The organism is Flavobacterium cellulosilyticum (assembly GCF_004349355.1).
GTDB lineage: Bacteria > Bacteroidota > Bacteroidia > Flavobacteriales > Flavobacteriaceae > Flavobacterium > Flavobacterium cellulosilyticum.
In genome coordinates this window covers 1-20,429 of the sequence record NZ_SMFK01000023.1, presented here as the reverse complement: position 1 = coordinate 20,429, position 20,429 = coordinate 1, and the positions used below count along the sequence as shown (strand labels likewise).

20 protein-coding genes are annotated in these 20,429 nt (G+C 30.5%); 14 read left to right on the top strand and 6 right to left on the bottom strand.

Going from position 1 to position 20,429, the window contains the following annotated elements; translation table 11 throughout:
• Positions 1–129 precede the first annotated feature (129 nt).
• Positions 130–405 carry a co-chaperone GroES gene (locus tag E0F76_RS18510; protein WP_132009788.1) on the top strand — a complete coding sequence of 92 codons (276 nt, stop codon included), beginning with the start codon at positions 130–132 and terminating at the stop codon, positions 403–405.
• Between the two features lie 99 nt (positions 406–504).
• A complete protein-coding gene (gene groL / locus E0F76_RS18505) occupies positions 505–2,133 on the top strand; it encodes a chaperonin GroEL (protein ID WP_132009785.1) in 1,629 nt (542 codons plus the stop codon).
• Positions 2,134–2,307: 174 nt separating this feature from the next.
• Here the strand turns inward: groL and E0F76_RS18500 are convergent, their stop codons facing one another.
• The 5 genes from E0F76_RS18500 to xrtF all read right to left on the bottom strand — a co-directional run bounded on the left by E0F76_RS18500 (position 2,308) and on the right by xrtF (position 6,362).
• Positions 2,308–2,982: a DedA family protein gene (locus tag E0F76_RS18500; protein ID WP_132009782.1), complete on the bottom strand. Its 675-nt coding sequence runs from the start codon at positions 2,980–2,982 to the stop codon at positions 2,308–2,310.
• 129 nt (positions 2,983–3,111) lie between these two features.
• Positions 3,112–4,467 (bottom strand): MBL fold metallo-hydrolase RNA specificity domain-containing protein, encoded by a 1,356-nt coding sequence (locus tag E0F76_RS18495; protein ID WP_132009779.1) that lies wholly within the window; start codon positions 4,465–4,467, stop codon positions 3,112–3,114.
• 35 nt (positions 4,468–4,502) lie between these two features.
• Positions 4,503–5,333, bottom strand: a complete 831-nt coding sequence (locus E0F76_RS18490; RefSeq protein ID WP_132009776.1) for a restriction endonuclease — start codon at positions 5,331–5,333, stop codon at positions 4,503–4,505.
• 53 nt (positions 5,334–5,386) lie between these two features.
• Positions 5,387–5,830, bottom strand: coding sequence for an exosortase F system-associated membrane protein (locus tag E0F76_RS18485; protein WP_132009774.1), 444 nt, complete (start codon positions 5,828–5,830; stop codon positions 5,387–5,389).
• Complete coding sequence (xrtF, locus tag E0F76_RS18480) at positions 5,805–6,362, bottom strand: exosortase family protein XrtF (RefSeq protein ID WP_132009771.1); 558 nt, start codon at positions 6,360–6,362, stop codon at positions 5,805–5,807. The genes E0F76_RS18485 and xrtF overlap by 26 nt, the downstream gene beginning before the upstream one ends.
• A gap of 71 nt (positions 6,363–6,433) precedes the next feature.
• On the opposite strand from xrtF, the gene E0F76_RS18475 reads away from it, so the two are divergent.
• The 12 genes from E0F76_RS18475 (at position 6,434) to E0F76_RS18420 (ending at position 19,622) form a co-directional block, all read left to right on the top strand.
• Complete coding sequence (locus tag E0F76_RS18475; RefSeq protein WP_132009768.1) at positions 6,434–6,889, top strand: GAF domain-containing protein; 456 nt, start codon at positions 6,434–6,436, stop codon at positions 6,887–6,889.
• A gap of 67 nt (positions 6,890–6,956) precedes the next feature.
• Entirely contained in the window at positions 6,957–8,183 is a 1,227-nt protein-coding gene (locus E0F76_RS18470) for a cation:proton antiporter (RefSeq protein WP_132009765.1), read from the top strand.
• Positions 8,184–8,300: 117 nt separating this feature from the next.
• On the top strand, positions 8,301–9,245 hold the full coding sequence (locus tag E0F76_RS18465; RefSeq protein ID WP_246022110.1) for an energy transducer TonB: 945 nt from the start codon (positions 8,301–8,303) through the stop codon (positions 9,243–9,245).
• Positions 9,246–9,382: 137 nt separating this feature from the next.
• Positions 9,383–9,649: a 30S ribosomal protein S15 gene (gene rpsO / locus E0F76_RS18460; protein ID WP_132009762.1), complete on the top strand. Its 267-nt coding sequence runs from the start codon at positions 9,383–9,385 to the stop codon at positions 9,647–9,649.
• 224 nt (positions 9,650–9,873) lie between these two features.
• Complete coding sequence (locus E0F76_RS18455) at positions 9,874–12,006, top strand: polyribonucleotide nucleotidyltransferase (RefSeq protein ID WP_132009759.1); 2,133 nt, start codon at positions 9,874–9,876, stop codon at positions 12,004–12,006.
• Between the two features lie 171 nt (positions 12,007–12,177).
• Positions 12,178–13,539 (top strand): phospholipase D-like domain-containing protein, encoded by a 1,362-nt coding sequence (locus E0F76_RS18450; RefSeq protein ID WP_132009756.1) that lies wholly within the window; start codon positions 12,178–12,180, stop codon positions 13,537–13,539.
• Positions 13,540–13,541: 2 nt separating this feature from the next.
• Positions 13,542–15,038 carry a hypothetical protein gene (locus tag E0F76_RS18445; RefSeq protein ID WP_132009753.1) on the top strand — a complete coding sequence of 499 codons (1,497 nt, stop codon included), beginning with the start codon at positions 13,542–13,544 and terminating at the stop codon, positions 15,036–15,038.
• A gap of 12 nt (positions 15,039–15,050) precedes the next feature.
• Positions 15,051–15,530 (top strand): hypothetical protein, encoded by a 480-nt coding sequence (locus E0F76_RS18440; protein WP_132009750.1) that lies wholly within the window; start codon positions 15,051–15,053, stop codon positions 15,528–15,530.
• 5 nt (positions 15,531–15,535) lie between these two features.
• Positions 15,536–16,117: a hypothetical protein gene (locus tag E0F76_RS18435; RefSeq protein ID WP_132009747.1), complete on the top strand. Its 582-nt coding sequence runs from the start codon at positions 15,536–15,538 to the stop codon at positions 16,115–16,117.
• The gene (locus tag E0F76_RS18430) at positions 16,117–16,617 is read left to right on the top strand and encodes a hypothetical protein (protein ID WP_132009744.1); all 501 of its coding nucleotides are present in this window, start codon (positions 16,117–16,119) and stop codon (positions 16,615–16,617) included. Before E0F76_RS18435 ends, E0F76_RS18430 begins: the two co-directional genes overlap by 1 nt.
• A gap of 523 nt (positions 16,618–17,140) precedes the next feature.
• Positions 17,141–18,874, top strand: a complete 1,734-nt coding sequence (locus E0F76_RS18425) for a tetratricopeptide repeat-containing sensor histidine kinase (RefSeq protein WP_132009741.1) — start codon at positions 17,141–17,143, stop codon at positions 18,872–18,874.
• 1 nt (position 18,875) lies between these two features.
• Complete coding sequence (locus E0F76_RS18420; protein ID WP_132009738.1) at positions 18,876–19,622, top strand: LytR/AlgR family response regulator transcription factor; 747 nt, start codon at positions 18,876–18,878, stop codon at positions 19,620–19,622.
• 544 nt (positions 19,623–20,166) lie between these two features.
• Here the strand turns inward: E0F76_RS18420 and E0F76_RS18415 are convergent.
• Positions 20,167–20,429, bottom strand: a 263-nt coding sequence (locus tag E0F76_RS18415; protein WP_220398932.1) for an integrase core domain-containing protein, incomplete at its 5' end; no start/stop codon positions are given.

Sequence of the window (20,429 nt, the reverse complement as noted above, 5' to 3'; positions counted from 1 at the left end):
ATTCTTATACTATCAAATGCCAGCCTGACAATGCTGGCATTTTGCATAACAAATATTGTCAGTTTTGGCTTAATGGCATAATTACTGACATAAATTTTAATCAAATTAACTACATAAAAACATATTATTATGGCTTTAAATATTAAACCTCTTTCCGATCGTGTACTTATCGAACCAGCTGCTGCTGAAACTAAAACCGCATCTGGAATTTTCATTCCTGATACTGCTAAAGAAAAACCACAAAAAGGAACTGTTGTTGCTGTTGGAAAAGGAACAAAAGAACATGAAATGACTGTAAAAATTGGCGATACTGTTCTTTATGGTAAATACGCTGGAACTGAATTGAAATTAGAAGGAAAAGATTATTTGATCATGCGTGAAGACGATATTCTTGCAATAATCTAAAAAAGAATAAAAAACAAAGAATTAAGTATTAAGATTAAAGAATTACAGTTCTTCTAGAACAACTTTTAAACTTTAAACAATTAAATTAATAAAATTAAAATGGCAAAAGATATAAAATTTGATATTGAAGCACGTGACGGATTAAAGCGTGGCGTAGATGCACTAGCAAACGCAGTAAAAGTAACACTAGGACCAAAAGGTCGTAATGTAATAATTGGAAAAACTTTTGGTGGACCAACAGTTACTAAAGATGGAGTTACTGTTGCAAAAGAAATCGAATTGAAGGACCCATTAGAAAATATGGGTGCTCAAATGGTAAAAGAAGTAGCTTCAAAAACCAATGATTTAGCAGGAGACGGGACTACAACTGCTACCGTTTTAGCACAAGCTATCGTAAAAGAAGGTTTGAAAAACGTTGCTGCAGGAGCAAATCCAATGGATTTGAAAAGAGGAATTGACAAAGCGGTTGAAGCTATTGTTGCCGACTTAGCCAAACAAGCTAAAGTAGTAGGAAGTGATTCTGAAAAAATAAAACAAATTGCTTCTATTTCTGCAAACAATGACGAAATAATTGGTGAATTGATTGCTAATGCTTTCGCAAAAGTAGGAAAAGAAGGTGTTATCACTGTTGAAGAAGCAAAAGGAACTGACACTTATGTAGACGTTGTTGAAGGAATGCAATTTGACCGAGGATATCTTTCTCCGTATTTTGTTACCAATCCAGAAAAAATGGAAGTGGAACTTGAAAGTCCTTACATCCTTTTATATGATAAAAAAGTATCTTCATTAAAAGAATTACTTCCGGTTTTAGAACCAGTAGCACAATCAGGAAAACCATTATTGATTATTGCAGAAGATGTAGATGGCGAAGCTTTATCAACATTAGTTGTAAATAAATTACGTGGCGCTTTAAAAATCGCGGCTGTAAAAGCACCAGGTTTTGGCGACAGAAGAAAAGCAATGTTAGAAGACATCGCTATTTTGACTGGAGGAATTGTAATCTCTGAAGAAAGAGGGTATACTTTAGAAAACACTACAATCGAAATGTTAGGAACTGCAAAGAGAGTAACTATCGATAAAGACAACACTACGATTGTAAGTGGTGCTGGTGAAGCGGATATGATTAAAAATCGTGTGAACCAAATCAAAGGTCAAATGGAAGCTACCACTTCTGATTATGACAAAGAAAAATTACAAGAGCGTTTGGCTAAATTAGCTGGCGGTGTTGCTGTACTTTATGTTGGTGCTGCTTCTGAAGTAGAAATGAAAGAGAAAAAAGACCGTGTTGACGATGCGCTTCACGCAACTCGTGCTGCAGTCGAAGAAGGAATTGTAGCTGGTGGTGGAGTAGCATTATTGAGAGCTAAAAACGCTCTTGCAGCTTTAAAAGCGGACAATGCAGACGAAGCAACTGGAATTCAAATAATATCACGCGCAGTTGAATCTCCATTGAGAACGATTGTTGAAAATGCAGGTTTAGAAGGTTCTGTTGTTGTAGCAAAAGTTGCCGAAGGAAAAGGCGATTATGGCTATAATGCAAAAACTGACGAATATGTAGATATGCTAAAAGCTGGAATTATCGATCCTAAAAAAGTAACTCGTATTGCATTAGAAAACGCTTCTTCGGTAGCTGGAATGATATTGACTACTGAATGTGCATTAATTGACATTAAAGAAGAAGGCGGAGCTGGAAACCCAATGGGTGGAGGTATGCCAGGAATGATGTAAAATCCTCTTACTGTATATATTTTATAAAGTTGTCCAAAAAGTAATTTTTGGACAACTTTTTTTTTATCAGAAATATAAGGGATAGCCTGAAAGACACGAAGCTTCAAAAAAGTCTAAAGCACAAAAAAACCGCTGACGTAAGTCAACGGTTTTAAATTTATAATACAGGATAGATTATATATGTACTCTTTTCTTTAAAAGTTTCCAAATTACAGGAACTGTAGTAATTAGAACAATTATTATGACAATATATTCGATATGTGATTTTAAATCGATATTGAATTTATCCATAAAAAGTGCTGATAAATAATGTCCAGAAAGAATCATACTAAAAGACCAAAGAACTGAACCTATTATATTATTGAACATAAACTTCTTTTTATCCATTGATGCTATTCCGGCAACTATAGGTGCAAAAGTTCTAAAAATAGGCAAGAATCGCGCAAATATTATTGCTTTCCCTCCATATTTATCGAAAAAATCCCTGGATTGCAAAAGGTATTTTTCTTTAAACCAAAAGGTGTCTTTTTTATTATACAGGTATGACCCACCTTTTACTCCGAACCAATAGCCAACCATATTACCCAATATACCGGCCAATGAAACCATTGACGCCAAAAAAACTACGTTAACAAAATCACTCCCAACTGAAATTTGTTGCGTCAATAATTCGCTATAAATACCCGCTAAAAACAAAAGGCTGTCTCCAGGAAGGAAAAAACCAGCAAACAAACCTGTTTCAGCAAAAATTATAAAAAGGATAACTAACAATCCTATTTTAATTCCACCTAATTCCATTAAAATATAAAACTCAGGGTTAATTAATTGAGACCAGTCGAAATTATTCATAGAATTTTATTAAAATATGTTTAGGCTGTGAAAGTAATTATAATTTAGCAAAACACCACTATTAAGAAATTGGATTTCGCCTTTTTTAATAAAAATTTAATACATTAAACGAGCAATTACATGATATTTCTATAAGTCAAACTCTTGACCCATTAACGGAATGATGCACTCAAAGTGATACTTTTCATTGATTTTTTCACTAAGCACTTTTAAAGCTTCATTTTCTCCATGTACTAAAAATACTTTTGATGGTTTGTTTTGCAATTGCGAAAGCCAATTGAGCAAATCATTTTGATCTCCGTGGGCTGATAAGCCTTCTATTTCATTGATATTTGCTTTAACCTCATATTGTTTTCCATATATTTTTATATCAGAAGCACCTTCTAATAATTTCCTTCCTCGAGTTCCTTCGGCCTGATACCCTATGATGATAACAGTGGTTTCTGGCATGCCAATATAACGTTCTAAATAACTTAAAACTCTTCCTCCAGTTATCATTCCACTTGCAGCGATAATAACTTTGGGTTGCTTATTATAAATAGTTTCAATTGTTTCACTATAATCTGAAATCAACGTAAACATGGCACACATGGCCACATATTCTTGTTCTGGCAATTTATGCCATTTTTGATTATTGGCAAAAATTTCCAAAGCACTAATTCCCATTGGCGTGTCAATGACATAAGGGATCTCAGGAATTCTACCTTCTACTTTCAATTGCCAAAGCAAATACATTACAGATTGTGCCCTTTCGACTGCAAAACTCGGAATGATGATTGTACCTCCATTATTAACAGTATTGTTTATATACTTTTCAAGTTCCTCTTTTACATCCGTTTGCGGATGCAGACGATCACCGTAAGTACTTTCTAAAAAAATATAATCGCCTCTTACGGGTTTTGTTGGCGGGTACATTAATACATCGTTGTCTCGTCCAATATCACCAGAAAAAACTAATATTTTATTTTCAAGACATAACTCAATACTACAAGCTCCAATGATGTGACCGGAATTTGAAAAAACAGCCGTAATTTCGGGATCCAAAACAATTTGTTCGTTGGGTTTAATCACTCTAAAATGAGGTAAAACTTTTTCTGCTTGCAACACCGTATAAAGTGGCTCGGCGATTTCGTGTTTGGAATAATGTTCTTTATTAGCCTTATTTGCTTCTTCTTCTTGGATTTTCGCACTGTCTAAAAGTATTAGTTTTGCAATATCTTTTGTTGGACTGGTACAGTATATTTTCCCTTTAAACCCTTGATTAACTAGTCGTGGAAGCCAACCACAATGATCAAGGTGACCGTGCGTTAAAAGCACAAAATCAATCGTCGAAGGCAAAACAGGCAATAGTTCCCAATTGAGCTCCCTTAACGTTTTAACACCTTGAAATTGTCCGCAATCGATTAAAATCCTTATTCCATTACTTTCAATTAAAGTTTTAGAACCCGTTACTGTCCCTGCTCCTCCGATGAATTTGATTTTCATGATTTCTATGTTTTATAACAGTTGTATGATAGACATTAAGAGTACTTACATAATTCTGTTGCTTCTTTCAACACATTTTTAATGCGATTGGAACTCAACCCAATTTTAGCTAAACAATCACTATTGTTTATAATTTCTTTTACCAAAATCACATTTAAAATCAACAACTTGTCTTTTTCGATCAATGATAAAGTAGTTAAGCAAGTTACAGGATACAGACAATTTTTATCTATTATAGTTTTTAAATTAATGGTTTCAGGATAACTCCAACACAACAAATTTAAACCTGAGCATTGAGCAAAATCAATCGCATCAGTAGTAAAACGGTTATTGGATACAATCCAACATTTTGAAATAAGTTCGTTACCCGAGAAAATGGTATGCCTCTTTTTATTCAAATCATTAAATCGTGATAAAATATACATTGGCACTTTCACATCAGTATTGATGTCTTTTCCCATATGAAATTTACACTCAACCATAGCAATTTCATTGTCTTTTTTTATCAAAATATCAACTTCATGAGAGACGCATTTTCCATTTAAATGTAAATTTGTTTTAGTTTGATATTCTTCAGATTCAAAAACACGAGCTATATATTTTTCGAAAAAAAAACCTGCAGGACCTAACAATCTAATGGCTTCTTTTAAATTATATCTGGCAGCATTTGAATTTGAAGCTTTTTTTAATAAGCTAAAAGCCATCTTGTAGATTTGCTTAGTAGAAATACCTTGGTATAATTCATTTTGAATTGTTTCTAAAATAGATTCAACTACCAAAGGGCTTGCACCTGAATTTAAGAGTGACTTTTTAAGTTTAATTGGATTAAATTCGACAATGTCTCCTGAATATTTTACAATCTTCATTAGTCAGTGATTTAACAGTTATCGTAGGACTACTAAAGATACTAAAAAAAATATTAATTGAATCCTTTTTGATAGTAAAATGCTGGCAGAAACAGCAGCAATAAAATGGGTTGAATTAAAAACCGTCTAATATAAAATAACACCATTTTATTAGGTTCATCCAATAAAAAAAGTATTAGAAAGAAAACAACAATTAGTACTATAAAAAAAATAAAATATAAAAAAGCAGCAAATTTCAAACCTTCAATATCTTTGAATAATACATAAATAATGGCCAATGATAAAAACGAATTTAAAAAATACCTATAAAGTATACCAAAAAACAGTTTCAACTTGTTTATTTCTGGAATTTCTAAATTATGATAATCCATTTTAAAAAAATTCAAAAAGGGATCATAAAATAAAACATCTTCATAAGCTCTTATCATTATTAATAATAAAACAATGAAAAACGCAAAGACACTTCGAATTTTATGATTCAATATTTTTTGTAGCATATTTTGAAAATTTATTAACCCAAATAATCCATAATATAAATACCACTCCATAAATAAATACTGGAAAAAGCACTCCATGCAAAAAATGTTCTTGCTCCGGATGATAGTACATCAAAATACACAAAAGGGCAATTCTAACAACGTTTAATATATAAATAAGCAAACTGCCTCCAATTAGGAACAATATGGTGGTGCGCTTTTTTCCTGAAAATGCAACTATAAAAGAAATAAAAAGTATAATGACACTTAATCCGTTGCAACCCTCAATAATTCTAGCCATTTTTTTATTGTTGTAATAAAAATCTATAGCTGGTTCATTTAAATTGGGTAGTATTTTTGCGTCGTAATTAAAAAAAAAAGAAAGGTCTTTTGAATGTTCGGCAACCATTTTAGTAACCCCGTCAACTTCTTTAATTTCACCATCAAACTGATCCAAATATAGCTGATAAACAAAAGTTAGAACTAAATAAGTCAACAAAAATTTGCCCAAAAAAATCAAGAATGGCTTATAGAGAATAAAATATTTTTTCAAAATTGATTTTTTTACAAATTTATATAAAAATAGAAAGCCATATTTAAATACTTTTACAGAAAATTACCGCTATGACTTTCGACGAATTAAAACCAAAAGTGACCGAAATAGTTTCAACTCCAACTATTTTAAGAGAGGAAAAACTCCTGAAAATTTGCGAACTTTTAAACCACTCTATAGAATATTACAATTGGGTAGGTTTTTACTTTGCCAATCACGAAAATCAAACTTTACATCTAGGCCCATACATAGGAGCGCCAACAGACCACACTGTTATCCCGTTTGGAAAAGGCATTTGTGGACAAGTGGCGGTTTCTAATGAAAATTTTGTTGTTCCTGACGTTTCAGCCCAAGACAATTACATTGCCTGCAGTTTCACGGTTAAATCTGAAATTGTGGTGCCCTTGTTTGTAAACGGCAAAAACATTGGACAAATAGATATTGACAGTCATCAAATAAATCCATTTACATCAGCTGACGAACTTTTTCTAGAGTATGTCAATCAAGAAATTGCTAAATTATTTTAACTGGTATCAAAATCGGAGTCTTTTTTCTACTTTTGGTATGTTTTTTCTTTAATTAAATTACTGCATCATGAATTTTACTTTGCCCCATTTCGAACTTCCATTTTTTGCAAGCTTATTATTATTGCTTGCGGCAGCTCGCCTTTTTGGAGAAATAATGGAAAGATTGAAACAACCTGCGATGATTGGAGAAATACTAGCTGGAATAATGCTTGGTCCATCTGTATTTAATTTTATTCACAGAACCGAAGAATTAAAAGTGATTTCAGAATTAGGTGTGTTTTTATTAATCATTATTGCAGGATTAGAAATAAACATTGAAGGCATTCTTAAATCCATGAAAGGAAGAAATATAGTAATCTCTTTATTAGCTTTCTTCATTCCTTTTCTATCCGGTATTCTTGTTGGACATTTTTATCATTTAGACGAAATGGCAACTATTTTCATAGGGCTATGCATTGCCATTACAGCATTACCTGTAAGCATTCGAATATTAATGGATTTTGGAAAACTCAACACATCATTGGGACAAAAAATTATCTCAATTGCCATTTTTGATGATATTTTAGCCTTAACCATTTTAGGAATCATATTGGATTTAAGCAACACTGAACCTACATTTATCAATATTAGCAAAACCATTGTATTCACTATTTTAAAATTAAGTTTATTTGTCTTATTGATCATATATACTTATAAATTAATCAATCGTTTTTCACAAAAAGAAAATTACATACAAGATAAATTGAATGTAATTTTAAGTTTATTAAAAGGCAAAGAATCCCTTTTTGCTATCTTTTTTGTTTTCATCTTAATCTTTGCCACAATAACAGAAAGTATTGGATTGCATTTTATAATAGGTGCTTTTTTTGCTTCGATGCTAATTTCTAAAGAATTAGTAGGCGAAAAACATTTAAAAACAATTCACAATACAACAAATGGAATGACCATTGGATTTTTGGCCCCCATCTTTTTTGCTGGAATCGGATTGGAGTTTCAATTTTCAGCTATTGAAAATTTTGGATTATTGCTAATTATTATTTTAGTTTCCTTTTCGTCAAAAATCATCGGTGGTTACTTAGGAAGTAGAATTGCAAAACTAAATCACAAAACTGCATTAGCTATAGGAATAGGACTTAATGCAAGAGGAATTATGGAACTAGTAATCGCAAATATTGCCTATAAAGCAGGAATCATCTCTATTGAAATCTTCTCTATGTTAGTGATCATGGGCGTTTTTACCACACTTTGCACTCCGTTTTTACTCAAAAAAGCTTTCTCGTTAGTCGAAAAGTAAAATTCCAAAATTTTTCAATCCTTTTATCAAAGCCAACAAAAGTTTTTTTGAATATGTGAAAGTGGTGATTGCAAGTTTGTGTTAAAATTATTACATTCGAATAAAATAAATCTACTTATGAAGTCTATCTACTTTTCTTTATTATTACTTTTTCTACCAAAATTCGCTATTTCACAGATTTCAGAGAATGATAAATTGATTCTTCTGGACTCCACTCATATGGTGACAACATCAAATGAGTATACGTTTTATAGAATTATAAAAGATTACAATTTAAATAAAGATAATTATACAATTTTAGAATACTATAAATCGGGTGTTTTGCAAATGGAGGGAACTTCAAAAAACAAAGAAGGATTTAGTAAAGAAGGCGAACTCACCTATTATTATGAAAATGGCAAGAAAAAATCGATAACTAACTATATCACAGGGCGCGTAAGCGGAAAAGATATCGAATGGTATGACAATGGGGCTAAAAAACTAGAAGGAGAATACATTCAAGACGAAAACAAACGGACAGCACAACATAAAATCAATCAGTTTTGGGATGTAAATGGAGTACAGAAAGTTAGTGACGGTAACGGTATTTTTGCAGACCAAGGAGAAAATGAAACGACAAAAGGAGCAATAAAAAACGGATTTAAAGATGGGTTATGGGAAGGTACATTCAAAAAATCTAACTCCAGTTACCAAGAAACCTATCAAGACGGGAAAATAATTTCAGGAATCAGCACGGATAAAAACGGCGAAACTTATACTTATACTGAAGTAGAAATAGCTCCAAATCCCAAAAATGGCATTATGGATTTTTATAAATTTATAGGCAAAAATTACAGAACTCCTGAAAAACAAGGACTCAAAGGAAAAGTTTACATTACATTTGTTGTTGATAAAGAAGGTAAAATTGTGGAACCAAAAATTCTAAGGGACCTTGGTTATGGCACAGGAGAAGAAGCAATTCGAGTTGTAACAGCTTATACCGACTTTATTCCTGGAGTACAAAGAGGACAAAAAGTAAGATGCACCTATTCACTACCTATTTCAATTCAATCAGCAAGATAAGATAATTAATTGTTGCATCGTCAGTTCACAAAATAAAGAAATCTTTATTTTGTTCGTGTCATAATTATTTCATATTTTTGCAGCCGTCTTGCAATAGCTGTGAGATATACATAAAAATCATTTAAATAAATATTAGCATGTACTTAACTAAAGAAGTTAAAGAAGAAATCTTCGCTAAACACGGAGAAGTTACGAACACAGGGAAATCAGAAGCACAAATTGCTTTGTTTACTTTCAGAATCACTCACCTTACAGAGCACTTGAAAAAAAATCGTCACGATTACAACACAGAGCGTTCATTAGTACTATTAGTAGGTAAAAGAAGATCATTGTTGGATTACTTGAAAAAGAAAGAAATCAACAGATATCGTGAGATTATCAAAGAATTGAATATTAGAAAATAATCAATATTAAAAAGAGGTGCGAAAGTGCCTCTTTTTTTATTTAAGAGTTTAGATGTAAGAATTTAAATTTTTAAAAAATCAGGTGTAAATAGTGACTTTTGATATTTATACGTACATTAAAAAAAAGTTTGGTTTTTCATTGGAATTTAGGCATTAACTACGCAACAACTACAACACTACAACACAACTAAAATCCATTGTTTAATAAACAACAAAAAAAAATTATGATTCCACAATTATTTGTAGAAAGCATCGATTTAGGTGATGGAAGAAACATCACAATCGAGACAGGACGATTAGCAAAACAAGCTGATGGTGCTGTAGTAGTAAGAATTGGAAAAACTGTTATTTTAGGAACAGTAGTATCCTCAAGAAAGGCAAGTCCAGGTATCGACTTTTTACCCCTTACGGTAGATTATCGTGAAAAATTTGCAGCAGCAGGTCGTTTCCCAGGAGGTTTCTTCAAAAGAGAAGCTCGTCCAAGTGACAACGAAGTGTTAACAATGCGTTTAGTAGACCGTGTATTGCGTCCACTTTTCCCAGACGATTATCACGCAGAAGTTCAGGTAATGATTCAATTAATGTCTTATGACGAAGATGTTATGCCAGATGCATTAGCAGGTTTAGCAGCATCAGCAGCTTTAGCATTGTCTGACATTCCTTTTGAAACATTAATTTCTGAAGCTAGAGTTGGTCGTATTGATGGTAAATTCATCATCAATCCAAGTCGTGCACAATTAGCTTTATCAGATATTGATATGATGATTGGTGCTTCTATGGATTCTATCGCAATGGTAGAAGGTGAGATGAAAGAAATTTCAGAAGCAGAAATGCTTGAGGCTATTAAATTTGCTCACGAACATATCAAAAATCAAATTTCTGCTCAACTTCGTTTACAAGCCGCTTTTGGAAAAAAAGAAGTTCGTACTTACGAAGGAGAAAGAGAAGACGAAGCTATTTACGCTAAAGTAAAAGCAGCATCTTACGATAAAATATATGCTATTGCAAGCAAAGGTTCTTCTAAACAAGAACGTACAGCTGCATTTGACGAAGTGAAAGAAGAAGTAAAAGGGTTGTTTACTGAAGAAGAATTGGCTGCTGATGGAGATTTAGTTTCTAAATATTTCAAAAAAACCAATAAAGAAGCAGTTCGTAACGTAACCCTAGATTTAGGAACACGTTTAGACGGAAGAAAAACCACAGAAATCAGACCAATCTGGTGTGAAGTAGACTACTTACCATCAGTTCACGGATCGGCTTTGTTTACACGTGGAGAAACTCAAGCTTTGGCTACAGCTACTTTAGGAACTTCTAGAGAAGCCAATCAAATTGATTCCCCATCTGAACAAGGAGAAGAAAAATTCTACTTGCATTATAACTTCCCTCCTTTCTCAACTGGTGAAGCACGTCCTTTAAGAGGAACTTCAAGAAGAGAAGTAGGACACGGAAACTTAGCTCAAAGAGCGTTGAAAAACATGATTCCTGCTGATTGTCCTTACACAATTCGTGTGGTATCTGAAGTGTTAGAATCGAATGGTTCTTCTTCTATGGCAACAGTTTGTGCTGGTACATTATCATTAATGGATGCAGGTATCCAAATGATTCGTCCCGTTTCTGGAATTGCAATGGGATTGATTACTGACGGAGATCGTTTTGCTGTATTGTCTGATATTTTAGGTGACGAAGATCACTTAGGAGATATGGACTTTAAAGTAACGGGGACTTCTGAAGGAATTACAGCTTGTCAAATGGACATCAAAATTGATGGATTGAAATACGAAATTATGGAAGCAGCACTTGCTCAAGCACGTGAAGGTCGTTTGCATATCCTTGGAAAATTAATCGAAACTTTAGCGTCTCCAAAAGTGGATGTTAAAGCTTACGCTCCAAAAATCATTACAAGAAGAATTCCTAATGCCTTTATTGGAGCATTGATCGGACCTGGTGGAAAAGTGATTCAAGAATTACAAAAAGCTACAGGAACTACAATTGTTATCAATGAAGACCCAATTACTGAAGAAGGAGTAATTGAAATTTTAGGAACAGATCCTGCTGGAATAGAAGCAGTATTGGCTAAAATCAAATCAATTACCTTCAAGCCTCAAATGAATGAGTCTTATGAAGTAAAAGTAATCAAAATGTTAGATTTTGGTGCAGTTGTAGAATACACAGCAGCTCCAGGAAATGAAGTTTTATTACACGTATCTGAATTAGCTTGGGAACGTACAGAAAATGTTTCTGATGTTGTAAATATGGGTGATGTATTTCAAGTAAAATACTTAGGAATGGATCCTAAAACAAGAAAAGAAAAAGTATCAAGAAAAGCACTTTTACAAAGGCCTCCACGTGAGTCTTAATTAGAGTAATCACATCTTAGTTTACTAAAGGTTTAATTATATAAAATCCCGTTTCAATTTTTTGAGACGGGATTTTTGTTTTGTATAATCCTAACATTGAATAATAAGAAATATTTTATGAAATTTAAAATCAAGATTATATTTTAACTATTTTTGATTAAAACATAAACAATGTATATCGAAGCCATTTTTAGCAACATTGCAAATAGAATACTAAACGAAATAGAATCCGCAGAACAATCCGTTTATATTGCAGTTGCTTGGTTTACAAATAAATTAATTTTTGACAAATTAGTAATCAAAGTAAAGAATGGTTGCAAAGTTTACATCATAATTTCAAACGACAAAATCAATGAAAATTCACAAATAGATTTTGAACTTTTAGAAAAATTTAGCGGAAAAGTGTATAAAATTGGAGATGGCGATACCAATCTTATGCATAATAAATTTTGCGTAATTGACCACACAACCGTAATTACTGGTTCCTATAATTGGAGTTATAAAGCTGAAAGCAACCACGAGAATATAGTTATCAATTCAAATAACACTGCATTAGCAGAACAATTTATTAAAGAGTTTCATTGCATTGTAGAAAAACAATTTCCTAATCAAACAATTGAAGATTTTGACTTTCCGTTAGACAAGATAATTAAGCGTTTAGAAGTTTTAAAAAACCTTATTATTTTGGAAGATATTGATGATTTAGAACTATTCGCAAAGAAGCTACTTATTTACAAATTCAATATAGACATCAATACTATTATAACTAGTATTGAAGGTAAAGAATATGGAAAAGCAGTAACCGCAATTCAACTTTTCATCTCCAATTATCAGCAACTTTCTAAATGGAATGACCCCGAAGTAGCAGGAATTAAATTGGAAATAAAAATACTAGAAAGTCAAATAAATGCTTTTGATAACGAAAAGATTGAATTAGAGAAAGTGCTGTCCGATTTTCAACACAGACATACGCTAGAATTGGGGAAATTAATTTTAGAAATACTCCAATTACGAAAAATCAAGTTTATAAATCAACCAAAAGAAAAAGAATCGGAAGAAGATTTCAATAATTATCAAGAACAATTTGAAATTGAAAAACAGAAAAAACAATTTGAACTTACGAATCAAGAAAAACTAGATTTAAAGAAAAAATTCAGAAAAGCGACTACTTTTTGTCATCCGGATAAAGTAAATGACGAGCAAAAAGAAGAAGCCGAACGAATCTTTATTAATCTAAAAAAAGCATACGACGAACATGATATTGACACCGTAAATCAAATTTTAAAAGATTTGGAATCTGGCAAATTATTTCAATCTAATGCAGATACTATTTCTGAAAAAGAAAAACTTAAAACAATTTTAGAGCAATTGAAAGCCAACTTAAAACGTATTGAACAAGAAATTATTGAATTGAAAAACAATGAAACTTTTGAAGTCATCAATAACATTAGCAATTGGGACAACTATTTTACAATAACCAAAGAACAACTAAAAGAAGAATTAAATAATTTAACTTTAGAAATTCAATCGTAATTATGGAAAACGAAAATAAGGTAGTCGCTCTGTCACAAAAAAACCTCCTATTAAAAGTAAATTCTAGCATTGGAATTACAAACAAATTGATAGCCGAAAACAACAAAAAATTGGTCGTTGAAATTTTTGAGCGGAATCCAAAGTTTTTTATTGGTTTAATTTCAAACTTTTATCCGCTAACTTTAGAAATACTCTCCTATGAAAAATATTTAAATTGGCAAAAAATCTCAATATATAATGACATAACAAATTTATTAAAAAATTCCAATATTGTAGATTTTAACAGTATTGAAAGTTTGAATTGGGAGTATTTAAGTGGCAACAAAAACATTGAATGGTCAACACAAATAATAAATATTTATATTGAAAAATGGAATTGGAATTTATTAAGTTATAATGAAAACATTCCTTTTAACGAGGAACTTATTGATAAATTTACAGATAGATGGCGTTGGTATTCATTTAATACTAATTATAATTTTCCTTGGAGTTTTGAATTGGTTGAAAAACATGAAGATAAATTAGATTTCGAAAGTACTTATACTTGCTCAAATATTCCGTTAAGTATAAATTTATTAGAAAAATATCAAAAAACTTGGAACGAACATCATTGGAGTATGATAAGTTGTTGTAATAAATTCATAACTTGGAATGAAGTGTTTTTATTTAAAGACTACTTTTCATGGGAATACTTAAGCGAAAATGAAAGTCTAATTTGGACTTTAGAATTAATTGAGCAATATGAAGATAAATGGAATTGGTCATATTTGAGTAAAAATAAAAAATTGCCTTGGAGTTTAGAACTATTAGAGAAATATGAAGAACTATGGAACTGGAATAATATTTCTAATAATGAAGGCATTGAATGGACAGAAGAACTCATTGAACGATTTGATGATAAACTTTTATTTGACTCTATCCTTAATGAAGATGAAATATATAAAGCTGAACTTTATGGGGATTCTATTTGTGGATTAAGCAGTAATAAAAATGTCCGTTTATCAGAGAAATTGATTGAAAAATACATTAATCGATGGAATTGGAGTAAACTAAGTGAAAACAAAAACTTACCGTGGTCAGTAGATTTTTTTGAAAAACACATTGAAAGATGGGACTGGAATAATTTAAGTGGAAATAATAATTTACCATTTACCGAAGTAATAATTAGTACTTATGAGGAACGATGGACATGGATTGAAAACACTGAAAGATCGTTCTATGATGATTACTGTTATGATTTATCATCAAACGAACATCTTCCTTGGTCAGAAAGTTTTATCGACAAATATGCCGAAAGGTGGAATTGGATAAACTTATTTTATAATAAAGGTATAAACTGGTCAGTTAAATTACTTCACAAACATTCGGACAAATTAGTTTGTTCATATTATGACACTCCTAGTCCAATATGGAATGAATTAAAACAATATATTGATGATGAACTTGTGATTAAGTTACTGGAAGATATTAAAAATGGTAAGATTCCTCTAAACGTATAAATTAGAATCTCTATGGCAAAAAAAGTAAAAAGTAAATTTATCATTATCGAAACAGATAAAAAAATTCCCGAAAAAAGTAAAAAGAAAGATGAGTTTTACAATTATAAATATTGGAGAGACATCCAACGTAATCAACTAGGAATTAGTGCCAATTTATATTTCGTGTTTAGTTCTGCAATTTTTGGCTTTGAATTAAACTTCTTAATTACAAACAAAGGCAAACTAAATTGTCCCGAAAATATTATTTTATCTTTTTCTCTAATCGCCATTCTAATATCATTATTTTTCTACACAATTTTTACAGATAATAGATTGAAAGATTTTAGAAATACTGCACAACTTATCAACGATGGTAAAAGTAACGATGAAATTAAAGAAGCAACCAAATCTGCAGGAGAAAAGACATGGTCTTATTACAATCGACAGAGATATTCAGTATTTATTGGATTTGTAATTTCACTAATTGGTTTCTCCATTTATTTATTCAACTAATAACAATGAAAATAGCAATACTAGGTTGGGGTTCACTATTATGGCAACCCAAAGATTTACAATTTGATAAAGAAATTGGTTGGTCAGAAAATGGTCCTATACTACCCATTGAATTTGCAAGAATTTCAAAAGACGGAAGATTAACCCTTGTGATTACCAAAGATGCAAAAGAAGTCAAAGAAGTCAAAACCTATTTTGCAATTTCAAATTATAAAACTCTGGAAGAAGCCGTTTTAAATTTAGCAGTTAGAGAAGGTTCTTGCAGTGAGCAAATTGGAAGTTATGATAAGCCCGAGAATACCTTTTCAAAAAAAGTATTCTTTGAAAAAAATATTTTAGATTGGATTAGCAACACCGATATTGATGCTGTAATTTGGACAAATCTTGGCGAAAACTGGAAAATTAAAAATGAAGATGGCGAAGTCATTGATACAATTGTTCCTAATGAAAGAGTTGACTATTTAAAAAAGCTAAAAAATCACAAAAGAGCCTTAGCAGAGGAATATATTCGAAGAACTCCAACACAAATTGACACCTATTACAGGCGCTACATTGAAAAAGAATTGGATTGGAAACCTATTTCGTAATGGATAAATTTAAACACCCTTTTATTGTTGGCGCTCATAAATTGAAGCTTTCAAATTTAGAACAACTTGCAAAAGATTTGGCTATAAAATTAAATGCAAAGATTGAAATTGAGAGTAACGAAGGATTAATTATTACGTTTGAAAGTAAAAAGCCTAATTATACAGGTCGACTCATCCAGAAAAACTTCAACTTAATTCCTCAATTAAAATATCAATTAAATTTGGACGAATTCAAATTGATTATTTATGAAGATTTTATAGAAATACTTTTTCTATTTGACTTAGATTATTTCCATCTTTATGATTTATCGAAAAAAGATGAATTAAAAAAAATTGATACTTTTCAAAGGACTTTCGCAATATTAAACATTTTGGGCGTAATAGAAATTTTTATAGGAATTTTCGATGAATTTGGGAATGGAAAAAAAATAAAACATAAATGGAAAAATGTATTGAAAGAAATATCAACCCTTCATCATTTTAAAGTTTCGATACAATAATATATTAAAAATATTATTTTCTGAACGTTTTACTTTTAATATAAGGAACGTACAGAAAATGTTTCTGATGTTGTAAATATGGGTGATGTATTTCAAGTAAAATACTTGGGAATGGATCCTAAAACAAGAAAAGAAAAAGTATCAAGAAAAGCACTTTTGCAAAGACCTCCACGTGAGTCTTAATTAGAGTATTCAAATCTTGGATTACTAAAGGTTAATTTATAGAAAATCCCGTTTCAATTTTTTGAGACGGGATTTTTCGTTATTAATTAAAATTACATTAAATTTACACAATCCCAATCTTCACATTTCCAACAAGATAAAATCAAAACTCTGATTTTAAATTAAGGACAATTGTTCATTTAACCAAAATAAAAATTAAATGTTAAAATCAAATTCAAAAACAATTGAGTTACGGAAACAGCAATAATTAAAACATAAAGTTAAATTGTTTATACTATAAATGTTTTTTTATTCCTGTGGATGGTAATTCAAATATTACCTAATACTTAATATAAAAAACATGCAAATAGTAAAGAATAAAATCTTTCTACTTTTTATAGCATTAATCTTTCCGTTTTTAATTTATCCTCAAAACACTTTTTTTGACGAATTAAAAGCCGATAAGACTCTTAAATCTATCGCATACAAAACTGAGATTAATTTCAACAAAGCATATTCTCATTTAATTAATAAAAAATGGGATTCTGCATTAGTGTATTCCAACATTCAATTACGTTCCAGCAATAAAAAAGAAATAACAGACTATTGTCATTTTTTTAATGGATACAGTTTAAATGAAAAAAAATCGTTTCAAAATAGCAAAACTGAATTTAATAAAATTTCTAAAAACTTTAAATTATATCCCGTGGTCATTTTAAAACTAGGGGACATTGCATTCGAATTAAAACAATTTAAAAAAGCAATTCAATTATACAAAAAAGCTGAATCTCTCTCTATTTCAGGCAAAAAATACTTCAAAACAAGTATACTTTATAATAAAATTGGAAATTGTTATTTGAATTTAAAACATTATAACAAAACCCAGGTATATTATTTTAAAAGTCTAAAATTACTAGAAAAAGAAAAAGACACTTTAACACTTTTAAACTTATACAAAGATTTTACTTCATTATATAAACAACAATTCAAATATGCTGACACCCTACTTTATTTCGAAAAAGCACACGGTTTTTCGAAAAAAATAAGTGGTTTTGACACCAAAATGGAGGCGTCTCAAACAATAGCTAAAGAAGAAGAAAAAAGAGGCAATTACATACAAGCTATAGCCTATATAAAAGAATCAGAGCAATGGAAAGACTCGTCAAACAAACAAAAAATAGCATGGTCTATAGCTGATTTTGAAAATAAAAATAAAATTGATTTCAAACAAAACCAAATCAACTTACATAAAGCAGAAAATAAATTAATAAATAAATCAGAATATGAATATTCATACATTACAGCAGCTTTATTTTTTATCCTAATAGGAGGTGCTTTTGCGTATTACAAACATTTAAAAAGTACTAATCTCATTTTACATCAAAAAAACAAACTCGATGAAATCAATACTACAAAAGATCAATTGTTAACTATTGTAAGTCACGATTTACGCGCTTCTGTAAATGCTTTGAAAACAAGTAATACCAAATTAATCGATTCATTAGAAACCAAAAATTACAACAAGCTGGATCAACTGCTACACCAAAATAGCATCATTGCAAATGGTGCTTATAACTTACTTGATAATATACTGCATTGGGTGTTACTACAAACTAAGGAATTGTATTTCCATAAAGATTCAGTTCATCTCTACTCTATCGTTCAACAAATTGAATACAACTACATACCATTATTAACTGAAAAGCAAATAATTTATAAGAACTCCGTGTCTAAAAATTGTTTTGTACTAGTAGACATTGATTCATTAAAAATTGTGCTGCGTAATTTGTTTGATAATGCAATAAAATTCTCAGACAAGAATAGCAAAATTAGCATCTATACACAAGAAACAAATTCTGATTTTTGCAAACTCATTATAGAAGATACTGGAATTGGAATAGATCAAAACACTATAGATGAGTTACTCAAAGAAAGCAAATTAGTATCGAAAACAAGGAACTCTGAAATTAAAGGAACTGGGTTAGGTATACAATTATGCAAGCAAATGATTAAGAAAAACAATGGTACGCTAGATATAAAAAGTAAATTAAACACAGGAACTAAAATAATCATTTCAATACCAAAAGTAGTATAAAATGAACACAATAAATATACTGATTATAGAAGATATCCCTGAGCAAAGCGAAGCTTTAAGCAAAGTTTTACTTGTTCATAAATACAACATTGTTGGTGTAGCAAGAAACTATAAGGACGCACTAACTTTATTTTTCAACAATCCAGTTGACATCATTATTATAGATGTTTTTCTGGATAAAAAACCAGATGGAATTACATTTGCCGAGACAATTAACTCTATTCCAAAAGCCTCAAAACCATTTGTTTTTTTGACTAATTCTCAAGAACGTCATATTTTCGAAAGAGCAAAACTAACCAAACCTTTTTGTTTCTTGATCAAACCTTATAATGAATTAGAAATTCTATATGCATTAGAAATGGCAGTCGAAAAATTTTACGAACAACCAAATGTTTTCTTGAGTGAACATCAAGATACCGTAGTTAGCAATGATTATCTATTTATAAAAAAGAAAAAAACATTAAAAAAAGTTTCTCTTGAAGATATAATATACGTAGTCTTTGAGGATCGTTATTGCAATATCATCACTGAAAAAGAAAAATTTATAATCCTGATTTCTTTAAATAAAATACTTGCATTACTCGACTCAAGAAAATTTATTAGAACACATAGAAATTACATTGTTAATAAAGATAAAATAGAAGAAGTTGTTCTAGCTGATAATCTTGTTGTCCTTAAGGGAAACTACAAAGTATGTTTAAGTAATAATTATAAAAATTTCATTAAAAAAGTAGATATATTATCTTAACATTTGATTCAACATAACAACTAAACCATTTTTTGTTCTTATCTCAAAAATTAGTTCTTATATTATTTCAGCATACTAATACAAACATTTAGATACAGAGTGTCTTCATTTTACTACATTGATAGTGCGTCTTAATACAATTTATTTTCCAAATACAACCTTTTCAACCACCTTTGTGTCAATAACTTATTGTTAATTCCACTGTTTACAAACAATATCGCAAGTAAATTACCCCTCATTTCTTAAGTATCTTTTTTGGCCACCTACATTAAATCCAAAAAAAACTGAACACCTTTTAAAGTTTCTATTTGAAAAAATAGTCAACAAAAACATCAACACTAACTATTAGGGGAAGAAATTGATAGGCCTAGACAATTAATTAGAATCGTGAAAATAAATTATTAATTTAAACTTTAAAAATCATGAAATCGATTGTAAAAATTTTGATATTATCATTAATCTCTACTATATCTTATGCTCAAAATAAGTTAGAAAAGAAAGAAAAAGCAAATAGTGGATATGCAAATAAAAACCGCACTATTAGTTAAGCAACATTTTTAAAAATATTTTGCTGTTTCCAGAATTCTTCGATTGTTTTATATTCTAAAGCGGAATGCCTTCTTTTTCTGTTGTACCAGATTTCAATAAATTCAAATAAATCGAGTCCCATTTGCTCTTTAGATATAAGCTTATTGCCATAAATCTGTTCCGTTTTCAAAGTCTTAAAAAAGCTCTCAGCCACTGCATTGTCCCAACAATTTCCTTTACGGCTCATGCTTCTTGTGATCAGTTTATAGGATTCTAGTA

Excerpts from the sequence above, each read along its gene's own strand:
- E0F76_RS18510 (WP_132009788.1), top strand. The coding sequence starts at position 130 with ATGGCTTTAAATATTAAACCTCTTTCCGATCGTGTACTTATCGAACCA.
- groL (WP_132009785.1), top strand. The coding sequence starts at position 505 with ATGGCAAAAGATATAAAATTTGATATTGAAGCACGTGACGGATTAAAG.
- E0F76_RS18500 (WP_132009782.1), bottom strand. The coding sequence starts at position 2,982 with ATGAATAATTTCGACTGGTCTCAATTAATTAACCCTGAGTTTTATATT.
- E0F76_RS18495 (WP_132009779.1), bottom strand. The coding sequence starts at position 4,467 with ATGAAAATCAAATTCATCGGAGGAGCAGGGACAGTAACGGGTTCTAAA.
- E0F76_RS18490 (WP_132009776.1), bottom strand. The coding sequence starts at position 5,333 with ATGAAGATTGTAAAATATTCAGGAGACATTGTCGAATTTAATCCAATT.
- E0F76_RS18485 (WP_132009774.1), bottom strand. The coding sequence starts at position 5,830 with ATGCTACAAAAAATATTGAATCATAAAATTCGAAGTGTCTTTGCGTTT.
- E0F76_RS18475 (WP_132009768.1), top strand. The coding sequence starts at position 6,434 with ATGACTTTCGACGAATTAAAACCAAAAGTGACCGAAATAGTTTCAACT.
- E0F76_RS18470 (WP_132009765.1), top strand. The coding sequence starts at position 6,957 with ATGAATTTTACTTTGCCCCATTTCGAACTTCCATTTTTTGCAAGCTTA.
- E0F76_RS18465 (WP_246022110.1), top strand. The coding sequence starts at position 8,301 with ATGAAGTCTATCTACTTTTCTTTATTATTACTTTTTCTACCAAAATTC.
- rpsO (WP_132009762.1), top strand. The coding sequence starts at position 9,383 with ATGTACTTAACTAAAGAAGTTAAAGAAGAAATCTTCGCTAAACACGGA.
- E0F76_RS18455 (WP_132009759.1), top strand. The coding sequence starts at position 9,874 with ATGATTCCACAATTATTTGTAGAAAGCATCGATTTAGGTGATGGAAGA.
- E0F76_RS18450 (WP_132009756.1), top strand. The coding sequence starts at position 12,178 with ATGTATATCGAAGCCATTTTTAGCAACATTGCAAATAGAATACTAAAC.
- E0F76_RS18445 (WP_132009753.1), top strand. The coding sequence starts at position 13,542 with ATGGAAAACGAAAATAAGGTAGTCGCTCTGTCACAAAAAAACCTCCTA.
- E0F76_RS18440 (WP_132009750.1), top strand. The coding sequence starts at position 15,051 with ATGGCAAAAAAAGTAAAAAGTAAATTTATCATTATCGAAACAGATAAA.
- E0F76_RS18435 (WP_132009747.1), top strand. The coding sequence starts at position 15,536 with ATGAAAATAGCAATACTAGGTTGGGGTTCACTATTATGGCAACCCAAA.
- E0F76_RS18430 (WP_132009744.1), top strand. The coding sequence starts at position 16,117 with ATGGATAAATTTAAACACCCTTTTATTGTTGGCGCTCATAAATTGAAG.
- E0F76_RS18425 (WP_132009741.1), top strand. The coding sequence starts at position 17,141 with ATGCAAATAGTAAAGAATAAAATCTTTCTACTTTTTATAGCATTAATC.
- E0F76_RS18420 (WP_132009738.1), top strand. The coding sequence starts at position 18,876 with ATGAACACAATAAATATACTGATTATAGAAGATATCCCTGAGCAAAGC.